The 13,756-nt window shown below is 54.8% G+C and carries 12 protein-coding genes; 4 read left to right on the top strand and 8 right to left on the bottom strand.

Features of this window, described 5'->3' with window-relative positions:
• Positions 1–86: 86 nt before the first annotated feature.
• A complete protein-coding gene (gene spfP / locus ACR42C_RS22790; protein WP_071892919.1) occupies positions 87–134 on the top strand; it encodes a small protein SpfP in 48 nt (15 codons plus the stop codon).
• 98 nt (positions 135–232) lie between these two features.
• On the opposite strand, the gene yihA is transcribed toward spfP, so the two are convergent.
• On the bottom strand, positions 233–862 hold the full coding sequence (gene yihA / locus ACR42C_RS22785; RefSeq protein WP_116343734.1) for a ribosome biogenesis GTP-binding protein YihA/YsxC: 630 nt from the start codon (positions 860–862) through the stop codon (positions 233–235).
• A gap of 577 nt (positions 863–1,439) precedes the next feature.
• Here yihA and yihI point away from each other — a divergent pair.
• Together yihI and hemN are read left to right on the top strand one after the other, a co-directional pair.
• Positions 1,440–1,955, top strand: a complete 516-nt coding sequence (yihI, locus tag ACR42C_RS22780; protein WP_116343735.1) for a Der GTPase-activating protein YihI — start codon at positions 1,440–1,442, stop codon at positions 1,953–1,955.
• Between the two features lie 188 nt (positions 1,956–2,143).
• Entirely contained in the window at positions 2,144–3,517 is a 1,374-nt protein-coding gene (gene hemN / locus ACR42C_RS22775) for an oxygen-independent coproporphyrinogen III oxidase (protein WP_479984597.1), read from the top strand.
• 67 nt (positions 3,518–3,584) lie between these two features.
• Here the strand turns inward: hemN and ACR42C_RS22770 are convergent, their stop codons facing one another.
• From ACR42C_RS22770 to glnA, 4 genes are all read right to left on the bottom strand, one after another.
• On the bottom strand, positions 3,585–3,695 hold the full coding sequence (locus ACR42C_RS22770) for a YshB family small membrane protein (RefSeq protein WP_023331639.1): 111 nt from the start codon (positions 3,693–3,695) through the stop codon (positions 3,585–3,587).
• 110 nt (positions 3,696–3,805) lie between these two features.
• Positions 3,806–5,218: a nitrogen regulation protein NR(I) gene (gene glnG / locus ACR42C_RS22765; RefSeq protein ID WP_028014893.1), complete on the bottom strand. Its 1,413-nt coding sequence runs from the start codon at positions 5,216–5,218 to the stop codon at positions 3,806–3,808.
• Positions 5,219–5,229: 11 nt separating this feature from the next.
• Complete coding sequence (gene glnL / locus ACR42C_RS22760; protein WP_116343739.1) at positions 5,230–6,279, bottom strand: nitrogen regulation protein NR(II); 1,050 nt, start codon at positions 6,277–6,279, stop codon at positions 5,230–5,232.
• A gap of 169 nt (positions 6,280–6,448) precedes the next feature.
• A complete protein-coding gene (gene glnA, locus ACR42C_RS22755; protein WP_008501856.1) occupies positions 6,449–7,858 on the bottom strand; it encodes a glutamate--ammonia ligase in 1,410 nt (469 codons plus the stop codon).
• A 378-nt stretch (positions 7,859–8,236) separates the two neighbouring features.
• On the opposite strand from glnA, the gene typA reads away from it, so the two are divergent.
• A complete protein-coding gene (gene typA, locus ACR42C_RS22750) occupies positions 8,237–10,060 on the top strand; it encodes a ribosome-dependent GTPase TypA (protein WP_028014891.1) in 1,824 nt (607 codons plus the stop codon).
• 51 nt (positions 10,061–10,111) lie between these two features.
• On the opposite strand, the gene ompL is transcribed toward typA, so the two are convergent.
• The 3 genes from ompL to ACR42C_RS22735 form a co-directional block, all read right to left on the bottom strand.
• The gene (gene ompL, locus ACR42C_RS22745) at positions 10,112–10,798 is read right to left on the bottom strand and encodes a porin OmpL (protein WP_003861929.1); all 687 of its coding nucleotides are present in this window, start codon (positions 10,796–10,798) and stop codon (positions 10,112–10,114) included.
• A gap of 74 nt (positions 10,799–10,872) precedes the next feature.
• Positions 10,873–12,297: an MFS transporter gene (locus ACR42C_RS22740; RefSeq protein ID WP_006808724.1), complete on the bottom strand. Its 1,425-nt coding sequence runs from the start codon at positions 12,295–12,297 to the stop codon at positions 10,873–10,875.
• Positions 12,298–12,340: 43 nt separating this feature from the next.
• Positions 12,341–13,723 (bottom strand): MFS transporter, encoded by a 1,383-nt coding sequence (locus ACR42C_RS22735; protein WP_316380686.1) that lies wholly within the window; start codon positions 13,721–13,723, stop codon positions 12,341–12,343.
• Positions 13,724–13,756: the final 33 nt, after the last annotated feature.

Genomic DNA, 13,756 nt, shown 5'->3' with positions numbered 1-13,756 from the left:
TGTAAAGAATGAAAAAAAACTACAAAAAGTGCTTTTTCTACAGCAAAAAAAGGGGTAGAGTTATCGACGTAGGGTACAGAGGTAAGATGTTCTATCTTTCAGACCTTTTACTTCACGTAATCGGATTTGGCTGAATATTTTAGCCGCCCCAGTCAGTAATGACTGGGGCGTTTTTTATTGCGGCAAAGAAAAGTTTCGTCAAAAAAAAGCGCGGACATTGCCGCGCTCGGTTTTACTCTGCTTCCGCTTCTGTTGCGGGTTCCAGCTCGTTAAACCAGCTATCGAGCTTCTGACGCAGTTTGTCAACGCCCTGTTTTTTCAGCGAAGAGAAGGGCTCTACCTGTACATCGCCATTAAAGGCCAGTACCGCTTCGCGAACCATATTCACCTGCGCTTTACGCGCGCCGCTTGCCAGCTTATCGGCTTTCGTCAGCAGCACCAGCACGGCAATATCGCTTGCTACGGCCCAGTCGATCATCTGCTGATCGAGATCTTTTAGCGGATGGCGAATATCCATCAACACCACCAGACCTTTCAGGCACATGCGTTTTTCCAGGTATTCGCCCAGCGCACGCTGCCATTTGATCTTCATCTCTTCTGGCACCTGCGCATAACCGTATCCCGGCAAGTCGACCAGGCGTTTGCCTTCAGCGACTTCAAAAAGGTTAATCAGCTGGGTACGGCCAGGTGTTTTTGAGGTACGCGCCAGGTTCTTCTGATTGGTCAGCGTATTCAGGGCGCTGGACTTCCCCGCATTTGAGCGGCCAGCAAATGCCACTTCAATACCGGTATCAGAAGGCAGGTGGCGAATATCGGGCGCACTGGTGACAAAATGCGTCTGTTGGTAATTCCAGGTAGTCACGTGGTCGTCTCCAAAAATCGTAATCTGGGGGGATTATACCCGAATGCGGGCAAAAGGCTTTTCTCATTGCACGGCGCCTGCAGGCGAAAGCCCGAAGCGTTGTGAGAGATCGGCTAATGTTGCTATGGGAGATTTCAGAGAATTCGCAGGTGCCAAAAAAGTCAAACTGTTTTAAATCATAAGCTTATTTCCGGGTAATTGTCTGAAAATCTCTTTTTGTACCGTTTCGTTGCTTGTCAGTTTAAGCGAACAAGGTAAAGTATGCGTCAGGGCGAGGAAGCCAACAGGAATTTGACCTAAGGATTAGGGTCAGGAGCGCCAGGAGGCGAAGACGCAGGACAGTCAGGACGACCAGCGCCTGGAGGCGTTTTAACAGGAAATGGAACCATACACGGACGGTATCAGCCAAAGGATAAACAGGGTGTGTTGTTGGTAAACATGGAATGTCTGACCCGCTAAGGGTTGTGAGTCAGGAAAAAAGGCGACAGATTGCTCTGTCGCCTTTTTTCTTTGCTTGCTTTCTGCTAGATTTCGCCGCAATTCTATACTGAAGAAAACGACTTAAAGATAAAACATCATGAAAAAACCAACCTCCGCTGCGGGTGCTAAACGCCCTGCAAAAGCACGCCGCAAAACGCGCGAAGAACTGAACCAGGAAGCGCGCGATCGCAAACGCGATAAGAAACATCGTGGCCATGCTGCGGGTAGCCGTGCAAACGGCGGTGGTGCAGCGGGCGCTTCTGCAAAAAGCAAACAGCAGAAAGATCCTCGTATCGGCAGTAAAACTCCCATTCCGCTGGGCGTGACAGACACCCCGGTCACTAAGCAGCACAAACCAAAGAGCGAGAAACCTATGCTTTCACCGCAGGCTGAGCTGGATATGCTGGAGAACGATGAGCGCCTGGACGCGCTGCTGGAACGTCTTGAAGAGGGTGAAACCCTGACCGCAGAAGAGCAGTCATGGGTGGATGCTAAACTGGACCGCATTGATGAGCTGATGCAGAAACTCGGTCTGTCTTACGATGACGAAGACGACGAAGAAGAAGACGAAAAGCAGGAAGATATGATGCGTCTTCTGAAAGGTGGAAACTAACATTTGCACCCGGCAGGCACGATAGTCCTGCTTATAACCCTTCCGGTTATATGTTATCTGGTGTGGTTATTCGTTAAACTACGGCGGTTGTCGCGGCGACAGAAGTGGCTGCGCACCCGAATGATGGCTCGCGATGGGGCCAGAACGGGCCGCCGTATACGAACGCGACACCAACGGAAGGAGTGAGCATGTCAGCACCAACTATCGACTGGGATTTGGCCCTAATCCAGAAGTATAACTATTCCGGGCCGCGTTACACGTCATACCCCACCGCGCTGGAGTTCTCCGATGCCTTCGGCGAGGCGGATTTTCAGCAGGCCGTCGCGCGCTATCCTGAGCGCCCGCTGTCGCTCTACGTCCATATTCCGTTCTGCCATAAGCTCTGCTACTTCTGCGGCTGCAATAAAATCGTGACCCGTCAGCAGCATAAGGCCGACCAATACCTGGATGCGCTCGAACAGGAAATTGTGCACCGCGCGCCGCTTTTTGCTGGCCGTCACGTTAGCCAGCTTCACTGGGGCGGCGGCACGCCAACCTATCTGAATAAGGCGCAAATAAGCCGTCTGATGACGCTGCTGCGCGGAAATTTCAATTTTAACGACGACGCCGAAATCTCGATCGAAGTCGATCCGCGTGAAATTGAGCTGAATGTCCTGGATCATTTACGCGCGGAAGGCTTCAACCGGCTGAGCATGGGCGTGCAGGATTTCAATAAAGAGGTCCAGCGTCTGGTGAACCGCGAGCAGGACGAAGAGTTTATCTTCGCCTTACTCAACCACGCACGTGACATCGGCTTTACCTCGACCAACATCGACCTGATTTACGGCCTGCCAAAGCAGACGCCGGAGAGCTTCGCCTTTACGCTGAAGCGCGTGGCTGAACTCAGCCCGGACCGCCTCAGCGTCTTTAACTACGCGCACCTGCCGACGCTATTCGCCGCTCAGCGCAAAATTAAAGATGCGGATCTGCCTTCTGCCCAGCAGAAGCTGGATATCCTGCAGGAAACCATCACCTCGCTGACCAAGAGCGGCTATCAGTTTATCGGCATGGATCACTTTGCCCGTCCGGACGACGAGCTGGCCATTGCCCAGCGCGAAGGGGTACTGCACCGCAACTTCCAGGGTTACACCACCCAGGGCGATACCGATCTGCTCGGCATGGGCGTCTCTGCCATCAGCATGATTGGTGACTGCTACGCGCAGAACCAGAAAGAGCTGAAGCTCTACTACCAGCAGGTAGATGAAACCGGCAACGCGCTGTGGCGCGGCATCGCGCTGACCCGTGACGACTGCATTCGTCGTGATGTGATTAAAGCGCTTATCTGCAACTTCCGTCTCGACTTTAGCGACGTGGAAGCACAGTGGGATCTGAAATTCAGCGATTATTTTGCACAAGACCTGGAGCTTCTGGCGCCGCTGGCGAAAGACGGGCTGGTGGATGTGTCGGAGAGTTCAATTGAGGTCACGCCGAAAGGGCGTCTGTTGATCCGTAACATCTGCATGTGCTTTGACGCGTATCTGCGCCAGAAAGCGCGACTACAGCAGTTCTCGCGGGTGATTTAAATCGCAAAAGCACGAAACGTAGGCCGGGTAAGGCGAAGCCGCCACCCGGCTTTTACGTTCAACCCCGCTAGCTAAACAGCCCCACCAGCGCCGCACACAAAACAGCCGCAACGGCGGTTTGTGGCGTGTGGCTTTCAACTGCTCCGCTAGAGAGCATATTGACTAATGTTTCCAGCATGATCTCCACCCTCGATTTCCGGGCACGATCATACAAAACTCATCGGAACAGTAAAGCGCAAAATAACGGCAATTTGCGCTCAATTAATAACCTTTACACTTCGGGGAATCTTACTCCATTCCCAGCTCTTTAAGCTTGCGCGTCAGGGTATTACGTCCCCATCCCAGCAGGCGAGCGGCTTCCTGCTTATGGCCCTGCGTATGACGAAGCGCGGTGGTCAACAGCGTACGCTCCATCTCGGGCTGAGCCTCAGACAGCAGGTTTTGATGACCGGAACGCAGCGCGCGGTCGGCCCACTGCGCCAGCAGCGTCGCCCAGCTGTCCGGCAGCGCGTGTCCGGTACTGCTTTCTGGCGCGGTGGCCTCAAACAGCTCGGCCGGTAAATCCTGAATCAGCACTTCCTGTCCGGCGGCCATCACGGTTAACCAGCGGCAGGTATTTTCCAGCTGACGGACGTTGCCCGGCCACGCCAGGCGGGTGAGGGCGGCATCGGTTTCCGGGTGCAGCTGCTTGGCTTCCACGCCCAGCTCGCGGGCGGCAACCTGCAGGAAATGACGCGCCAGGCGGGGAATATCTTCCCGACGCTCGCGCAGCGGCGGCAGATGAACGCGAATGACGTTCAGACGGTGGAATAAATCCTCACGGAATTTCCCCTCCTGCACGCGCAGCTCCAGGTTCTGGTGCGTCGCGGCGATAATGCGCACGTCCACCTTCACCGGCGCATAGCCGCCCACGCGATAAAACTGCCCGTCGGCCAGCACGCGCAGCAGGCGGGTCTGAACGTCCAGCGGCATATCGCCGATCTCGTCCAGGAAAAGCGTGCCCCCGTCAGCCTGTTCGAAGCGCCCCTGGCGAATGGTATTCGCGCCGGTAAATGCCCCTTTTTCATGGCCGAACAGCTCGGATTCAATCAAATCCTTCGGGATAGCCGCCATATTCAGGGCGATGAACGGCGCTTTTGCCCGTGGGCTATGGCGATGCAAGGCATGCGCCACCAGCTCTTTACCGGTTCCCGATTCACCGTTAATCAATACGCTGATGGACGAGCGGGACAGACGGCCAATAATGCGAAACACGTCCTGCATCGCCGGCGCTTCGCCGATGATGTCCGTCGTTGGCCCAAAATCGGGCGCGTGGCGCGGCTGTTGCTGCTCCTGGTAGTGGCTAATCGCGCGCTCAACCAGCGCCACCGCTTCGTCGATATCAAACGGTTTGGGCAGGTAATCAAACGCCCCTTGCTGATAGGCGCTCACCGCGGCATCCAGATCGGAGTGCGCGGTCATTATGATGACCGGAAGCATCGGGTGGCGTTGTTTGATCTGCTTTAACAGCGCCAGCCCGTCCATGCCCGGCATACGGATATCCGAAAGCAGAACATCTGGCGTTTTGGTGGTGAGTGCGTCGAGCACTTCGCTGCCGCTCTCAAACGTCGTGCAGCTTAATCCTGCCCCTGTGAGCGCGCGTTCAAGCACCCAACGGATGGAGCTATCGTCATCGACTACCCAGACTATCCCTCGTTGCATAAACGTCACCTTTATTTTTTAATCGGCAGGAAAACCGAAAACTCGGTATGTCCCGGCCAACTGGTAAATTCAATTTTTCCGGAGTGCTGATCGATCAAGCTGCGGGCGATAGATAAGCCCAGACCCGTACCGCCTTCGCGCCCGCTTACCATCGGGTAGAACAGGGTGTCCTGCAGATGCGCAGGAATACCGGGACCGTTATCCTCAACGTCGATACGGGCCGCCAGACGATAGCGCACGCCGTGCAGCGTGAGCTGGAAGGCGGTGCGGGTGCGTAAAATAATCTCGCCGCCTTCCGGCCCCAGCGCCTGCAGGGCATTGCGCACAATATTCAGCAGTACCTGCTCAATCTGATCGGGGTCATGCGCCAGTTCCGGCAGGCTGGGGTCGTAATCACGCACCAGCGTGACGTTCTCCGGCAGTTCCATGGAGACAAGCTTCACCACCCGTTCAGCCACTTTATGAATGCTTTCTGAAACGTGCATGCCGGGTTGCTGCGGCCCAAGAAGACGATCAACCAGGTTACGCAGGCGGTCCGCCTGCTCAATGATGACGTTGGTGTACTCCGCCAGCGCAGGGTCGGGCAGCGCTTTGGTCAGAAGCTGTGCCGCGCCGCGTAACCCACCCAGCGGGTTTTTGATTTCATGCGCCAGACCACGCACCAGGTCACGGGCGGCAATTTGCTGCGCATGCTGCAGCTGTTCCTGGCTCAGGCGACGCTGGTTATCCATCGGCGCCATTTCGAGCAGGATCATTCCCTCGGGAAGTCGTTGCGCGGTAAGCGACAGAATGTGCGAGCGCCCGTCGATCACCAGCGTCACTTCGTTATCGGTAAACCCCTGGCCGGCCTGCAAGCTTTCCTGCATCAGGCCAATATTCAGCGAAAAATAGCTCAACAACTCAGGAAGCGGGGTGCCAAACAGTTTGCGTGAACTCTGGGCGAGCAGCTGTTGCGCCGCCGGGTTGGCGTAATGGACGGCCAGCTCGTCGTCGACCAGCAAAATACTGTTAATTAAAGAATTGAGGATCTGCCCAGCATCGGGCAGCGTGCCAGTTGCCATTCAGCAGTCTCCTGGAGTAGTTGCACTATTTTAGTGCAGTATAGCGGTTTCGGCGTAAAAAGCGCGTGAGATCAGGTTGTTGGTGGAGAAAAAAGCCCATCCGGAGATGGGCTAAAAGTTTCCACGGCAACTACCCCCGGCGCTTTTCACGCCGGGTAAAACAACTAAATTAAACGCTGTAGTACAGTTCGAACTCAACCGGATGCGGAGTCATACGCACGCGGTCGTTCTCTTCAGTACGCAGAGCGATGTAGGCATCGATAGCGTCGTCAGTGAATACGCCACCTGCGGTCAGGAACTCGCGGTCTGCGTCCAGCGCCTGCAGGGCTTCTTCCAGAGAACCCGCAACCTGTGGGATCTCTTTCGCTTCTTCTGGCGGCAGGTCGTACAGGTTTTTGTCCATCGCTTCGCCCGGGTGGATCTTGTTCTTGATACCGTCCAGACCGGCCATCAGCAGTGCTGCGAAGCACAGGTATGGGTTAGCCGCTGGGTCCGGGAAGCGCACTTCGATACGACGCGCTTTCGGAGAAGCTACCACCGGGATACGGATAGAAGCAGAACGGTTACGCGCAGAGTAGGCCAGCATTACTGGTGCTTCGTAGCCCGGGACCAGACGCTTGTAGGAGTTGGTGGTTGGGTTCGCCAGGGCGTTGATCGCTTTAGCGTGTTTGATAACACCACCGATGTAATACAGCGCCTGCTCGGACAGACCAGCGTATTTGTCGCCAGAGAACAGGTTGGTACCGTTCTTGGACAGAGACATGTGGCAGTGCATACCGGAACCGTTATCGCCAAACATTGGTTTTGGCATGAAGGTCGCGGTTTTACCGAAACGGTGCGCAACGTTGTGCACAACGTATTTGTAGATCTGAATTTCGTCCGCTTTTTTGGTCATGGTGTTGAAGCGGGTTGCCACTTCGTTCTGACCAGCAGTCGCCACTTCGTGGTGGTGCGCTTCAACAACCAGGCCCATCTCTTCCATCACCAGACACATGGTGGAACGGATGTCCTGTGCAGAGTCGACCGGAGGAACAGGGAAGTAACCGCCTTTCACACCAGGACGGTGACCTTTGTTACCACCTTCGTATTTGGTGGAAGAGTTCCATGCACCTTCGATGTCGTCGATAGCCACGTGGGAACCGGAAATAGAGGCACCGAAGCGGATGTCGTCGAACAGGAAGAACTCTGGCTCTGGCCCGAACAGAACGGTGTCCGCGATGCCGGTAGAACGCAGGTACTCTTCAGCGCGTTTAGCGATAGAACGTGGGTCGCGGTCGTAGCCCTGCAGCGTGCCTGGCTCGAGGATGTCGCAGCGGATGATCAGGGTTGGTTCTTCGAAGAACGGATCAATGACCGCAGTGGTTGCGTCTGGCATCAGAACCATGTCGGATTCGTTAATGCCTTTCCAGCCACCAATGGAGGAGCCGTCAAACATTTTGCCTTCTTCAAAGAATTCGGCGTTCACCTGATGAGCAGGGATTGTGACGTGCTGTTCTTTACCTTTGGTATCGGTGAAGCGCAGATCAACAAACTTCACTTCATGTTCGTTCAGCATCGTCAAAACGTGTTCAGCGGACATACTTAACTCTCCAGATTGGTCATTGTCGTCGTGGTAACGAGGTCTTCAATTTCTGTTTGTACTGGCTGTTGCCATGTATTTTTTATAAAGCGAAATCTGTGCCAACTTTTAAAACACCCCAAAAAGGCGTTATCATGCGCACCATAGTGCAAAAGGGCTGCACCATGATGGATTTGTTGCACCAGTATAGTGCTTCATTGTGAACATTGAGCACCATATTGGTGCAATTTACGTTAAAGTGCCCTTTTACCGCTCCGTGAAAGCGATCACAAAGCATCTCTGCAATACTTGTTTGCGGGGGATGTTTGTGATCCTGTTTTGTAGTGCGATTAATCCGTGTACAATAACGCGCTATTTCTAAATGCCTGAGGCAAAGTTGTGATCGAAAATTTGCGTAACATCGCCATCATCGCGCACGTTGACCATGGTAAAACTACCCTGGTTGATAAGCTGCTGCAGCAATCCGGTACGTTTGATGCACGTGCCGAAACCCAAGAACGCGTGATGGACTCCAACGATTTGGAGAAAGAGCGTGGGATTACTATCCTCGCGAAAAACACCGCGATTAAATGGAATGACTACCGTATCAACATCGTTGATACCCCAGGGCACGCCGACTTCGGTGGTGAAGTTGAACGTGTAATGTCCATGGTAGACTCCGTTCTGCTGGTCGTTGACGCAATGGATGGCCCAATGCCACAGACGCGCTTCGTGACCAAAAAAGCTTTTGCCCATGGTCTGAAGCCAATCGTTGTTATCAACAAAGTTGACCGCCCTGGCGCGCGTCCTGACTGGGTTGTTGACCAGGTATTCGACCTGTTCGTTAACCTCGACGCGACCGACGAGCAGCTGGACTTCCCTATCGTTTACGCTTCTGCACTGAACGGTATCGCAGGTCTGGACCACGAAGACATGGCTGAAGACATGACCCCGCTGTATCAGGCGATTGTTGACCGTGTCCCTGCGCCAAACGTTGACCTGGAAGGCACCCTGCAGATGCAGATCTCCCAGCTCGACTACAACAACTACGTTGGCGTTATCGGCATTGGCCGTATCAAGCGCGGTAAAGTGAAGCCTAACCAGCAGGTCACTATCATCGATAGCGAAGGCAAAACCCGTAACGGTAAAGTCGGTAAAGTACTGACTCACCTGGGTCTTGAGCGTATCGAGAGCGACATCGCTGAAGCGGGCGACATCATCGCGATCACCGGTCTGGGTGAACTGAACATCTCCGACACCATCTGCGATCCGCAGAACGTCGAAGCGCTGCCAGCCCTGTCCGTTGATGAACCAACCGTTTCTATGTTCTTCAACGTCAACACCTCTCCGTTCTGTGGCAAAGAAGGTAAGTTCGTTACCTCTCGTCAGATCCTTGACCGCCTGAACAAAGAGCTGGTGCACAACGTTGCGCTGCGCGTTGAAGAAACCGAAGACGCTGATGCGTTCCGCGTTTCTGGTCGTGGTGAGCTGCACCTGTCTGTTCTGATCGAAAACATGCGTCGTGAAGGTTTCGAGATGGCGGTTTCCCGTCCGAAAGTTATCTTCCGCGAAATCGACGGCCGTAAACAAGAGCCGTTCGAAAACGTCACGCTGGACGTTGAAGAGCAGCACCAGGGTTCTGTGATGCAGGCGCTGGGCGAGCGTAAAGGCGACCTGAAAAACATGAATCCAGATGGCAAAGGCCGCGTACGTCTCGACTACGTGATCCCAAGCCGCGGCCTGATCGGCTTCCGTTCTGAGTTCATGACCATGACCTCCGGTACCGGCCTGCTGTACTCCACCTTCAGCCACTACGACGACGTTCGTCCGGGCGAAGTGGGCCAGCGTAACAACGGCGTGCTGATCTCCAACGGTCAGGGTAAAGCGGTTGCGTTTGCGCTGTTCGGCCTGCAGGATCGCGGTAAGCTGTTCCTGGGTCACGGTGCTGAAGTTTACGAAGGCCAGATCATCGGTATTCACAGTCGTTCTAACGACCTGACCGTAAACTGCCTGACCGGTAAGAAACTGACCAACATGCGTGCGTCCGGTACTGACGAAGCAACGGTTCTGGTTCCGCCGATCAAGATGACGCTGGAGCAGGCTCTGGAGTTCATCGATGATGACGAACTGGTAGAAGTGACGCCACAGTCAATTCGTATCCGTAAGCGTCACCTGACCGAGAACGATCGTAAACGTGCTATGCGCGGTGCGAAAGAAGACTAATACGGTCAATCCGTAGTAAAAAAAGCCGCTGATCCCTCAGCGGCTTTTTTATTAGAACGAATACCGTAACCCCAGGCGGATTCGGTACTGCTCCCGGTTGTAGTCATTCCATCTATCCAGCCACTGTAATTCGAGGTACGGCAGCCAGTTTCTGTCGATCTTATAGCTGAATTTATTGGTAATTTCCCAGTGATGATCTTTGCCATTTTTGCTGTGGTAATCATTCACCCGCTGGAAAAAGTGCGGTTCAAAGGTGTAGAAAAACGCATCCGTCACTTTGAAATTCCAGTAGTTGGCAAATTCGTGCGTGTCGTTTTTATCCATCTGCCCGTTATAGTCCGGCGTATCGTAATTGTTATGGTTATAGCGATAGCGGAACGTCAGATTAAACCAGTCCGTAAATTTGTAGTTGGTATCTAAATAAACTGCGCCACCGGACCCCGCGCTGCTGTCGTTAATCAACCCGCCGGGCTGGAAGGTGAGTTTGTCGGTCGGTTTAAAGAGCGGATACCACCCCTCTATTTCGTTATAGCTGTGCTTAAGCTCATCCCATTTGCCCACGTTATAGGCGTTGGTAAACATCAGCCCCGCGCCCATATCGAAGTTATAGCCCGCACGCAGGATCACCTCGTGCAGCTCAGAAGCCGTATTGTAGGCTTCGCGGGTTTCGACATAGGCCCCGGCAAATACCGGGCAGGACACAGACGACACGATCAGTACAGTGATGATTCTTTTCATAATTTGTCCATGTATCAGGTACAGAAAGGCCTCCCTCCTGATAAACAGGAAGGACATAATGGCCGGATTTATAGTTATAAAGTGACTGCTGACGCTTTATTGTTGGTGGTTATCTCAGGGGTATTCGCGGTTTGTTTTTTCCGTTTTCCAATCTCCTCGATAATAAAGGCGAAGCGCGCTTCGTTGAGTTTATAAAACAGCCCCATGGTCACGGCGGCGACAATCGCCAGACCGCACGGCCAGAGGAAAATCAGCTGACGCAAACCCAGCAGCGTGCCCGCGCTCTGTACCGCATGGGGAACGTAGCCAATCTGGGTCAGCATGATGCCGGGCAGGAAACCTGCGAGCGCGGCGGAGATTTTGCGCGAGAAGGTATAGCCGGTGTAAACCGACCCTTCGGCGCGAATGCCGGTTTTCCACTCGCCGTAATCGACGGTATCCGGCACCAGCGCCCAGTTCAGGCTGTTCACAAATGCCGTGCCGAAGAAGGCCATGCAGGAAAACAGCACGAACAGCAGGGAGCTGGTCCCCCAGAAGAAGTTCAGCACGTCGCCCACTGCCCACAGCGTCAGCCCGCCCAGATAGACCGGCTTCTTGCCAAAGCGCTTCACCGCGCCGGGGACCAGAAACACGCCAATCAGAATGCAGCCCATGCTGAAAAAGCCCATCCACGACAGCAGATGCAGATCGTTCAGCACGTACTGGGTGTAATAAACCTGGATCGCCAGCTTGATGTTGAAGGCGGCGAGGGTACACAGATTGGCGATGCACAGCACCAGCAGCGGTGGATTGCGGAAAATCGCGCAGAACGATTTCAGAATGCCGGGCTTATGGTGATCGGGCGTAAGCTCCACGTAGCGTTCTTTCACGCCGCTGTAGCACCACCACATGCAGAACAGGCCGCCGGTAACGAACACCAGCGCGGCCACCAGATAACCGAGGGAGGGCTGGCTGACGAACAGCGCCTGGATGGGCATAAAGCCGACGGTGCAGAGCAACAGCCCCACCGTAGCGCCGCCCTGACGCCATGCCGCAAGCTGCGCGCGCTCGTTCGGGTTTTTGGTGATGGCCGGGACCATCGCTCCGTAGGCGCAGTTCATCAGGCTATAGCAGAGACCAAACATCATGAAGAGCACGGTGGCGAGGGCCGTTTTCACCGTCAGGCTAAAGTCGTTGGCCATAAACTGCGCCGTCGCCACCAGCGCCACCGGAACGGAGGCGTAAAGAATGAACGGCCTGAATTTTCCCCGCGCGCCGATGTTACGTCGGGAGTCCAGCAGCACGCCGGTCAGCATGTCGGTGAACGCGGTAAAAAACTTTGCCACCAGGAAAATAATGCCGCCATAGAACGCAGGCATGCCCAGTTCGTCCGTGTAAAACTTCAGCAAATACAGCGTGCCAATACACAGCATCAGGTTCGAGCCAAAATCGCCCATCCCGTAGGCGCACTTCTCTCGCAGGCTCAATTTCAGGGTTAACGGATCACTGTTATGTGTCATGGTCGATCCTCAGAGCGCCCAGCCGGGCGCTCTATCTCGTCATTTAGGCCGTACGTTTGCGCAGTTCGATCTCTTCAACAATGCGCACATACATCTTCTCGTTGAGGTTATAGAAGCAGCCCATCGCCACGATGGTGATGATCGCCAGCAGGCTCGGGTAGATAAATATCAGCTGCCGCAGCCCTTCAACCGTTCCGGCGGATTGCACCACGTTGGGCACATAGCCGATCTGGGTGAGCATGATCCCCGGGAAAAAGCCCGCCAGCGCCTGGGATACCTTCCGGAAGAAGGTAAAGCCGGTATAGACCGTCCCCTCTGAGCGCACGCCGGTGCGCCACTCGCCGTATTCCACGGTATCGGATACCAGCGCCCAGTTCAGGCTGTTCACAAACGCGGAGCCAAAGAACGCCAGGCAGGAGAACGCCACAAAGCTCACCGAGCCGCCGCCGAAGAAGTAGTTGAGCAGATCGCCCGCCACCCAGATCATCAGCCCGCTGATGTAGACCTTTTTCTTGCCGAAGCGCCGCACCGCGCCGGGCATCATAAAGACGCCGATAAAAATACAGCCCATGCTGAAGAAGCCCATGTACGACAGCAGGATCGGGTCGTTCAGCACGTACTGCGTGTAGTAGACCTGGATGGCGAGTTTGACGTTAAAGGCGCCCAGCGTGCACAGGTTGGCGATGCACAGGATAAACAGCGGACGGTTCCCGGCGATGGCGCGAAACGACTGCAGCAGCCCCGGCTTTTGCGTCGGATTTGCAGGCTGCGTCTCGACGTAACGCTCGGTCACGCCCTTATAGCACCACCACATAAAGAACAGGCCGAACAGCGAGAAGAGGGTCGCGGCAAAGATATAGCCAAGCTGGTCGTTGCCCTCGATCAGGTTCATCACCGGCACAAAGCCCACGGTACAGAGCAGCAGGCCCAGCGTGGCGCCACCCTGACGCCAGGCGGCCAGCGAGGCGCGCTCGTCCGGGTTTTTGGTAATGGCCGGCACCATCGCGCCGTAGGAGCAGTTCATCATGCTGAAGAACAGGCCGTACAGCATAAACAGCACCGTCGCCATCACCGTTTTACCGGTGATTTCAAACGGCGTGCCGACGAAGTTGGCAATCGCCAGCAGGGTCACCGGGAACGCCGCGTAGAGCACGAACGGGCGGAATTTCCCTTTCGGGCCAATCTTGCGCCGGGAGTCGAGCATGATCCCGGTCCCCATGTCGGTGAAGGCGGTAAAGAACTTCGCAATCAGGAAGATGATCCCGCCGTAGGTGCCCGGCAGGCCCAGCACGTCGGTGTAAAACTTCAGCAGATACAGCGTGCCGATATCCAGCAGGATGTTAGATCCGAGGTCGCCCATCCCGTAGGCGAGTTTTTCTTTAAACGGCAGGCGTAGGGTTGCCGGATCGGAAGTATGTTGACTCATTATTATTCTCCGTCTGCCCGCAGGTTTCCCTGC

The sequence above is a fragment of the Enterobacter sp. MG-EB028 genome, from assembly GCF_056673305.1.
Note: the sequence above shows the minus strand (reverse complement) of the source record. Positions and strands in the feature narration are given on the sequence as shown.

Coding starts and splice junctions, on each gene's coding strand:
- yihI (WP_116343735.1), top strand. CDS start 1,440: ATGAAAAAACCAACCTCCGCTGCGGGTGCTAAACGCCCTGCAAAAGCA.
- ompL (WP_003861929.1), bottom strand. CDS start 10,798: ATGAAAAGAATCATCACTGTACTGATCGTGTCGTCTGTGTCCTGCCCG.
- ACR42C_RS22740 (WP_006808724.1), bottom strand. CDS start 12,297: ATGACACATAACAGTGATCCGTTAACCCTGAAATTGAGCCTGCGAGAG.
- glnL (WP_116343739.1), bottom strand. CDS start 6,279: ATGGCAACTGGCACGCTGCCCGATGCTGGGCAGATCCTCAATTCTTTA.
- ACR42C_RS22770 (WP_023331639.1), bottom strand. CDS start 3,695: ATGCTGGAAACATTAGTCAATATGCTCTCTAGCGGAGCAGTTGAAAGC.
- glnG (WP_028014893.1), bottom strand. CDS start 5,218: ATGCAACGAGGGATAGTCTGGGTAGTCGATGACGATAGCTCCATCCGT.
- hemN (WP_479984597.1), top strand. CDS start 2,144: ATGTCAGCACCAACTATCGACTGGGATTTGGCCCTAATCCAGAAGTAT.
- glnA (WP_008501856.1), bottom strand. CDS start 7,858: ATGTCCGCTGAACACGTTTTGACGATGCTGAACGAACATGAAGTGAAG.
- ACR42C_RS22735 (WP_316380686.1), bottom strand. CDS start 13,723: ATGAGTCAACATACTTCCGATCCGGCAACCCTACGCCTGCCGTTTAAA.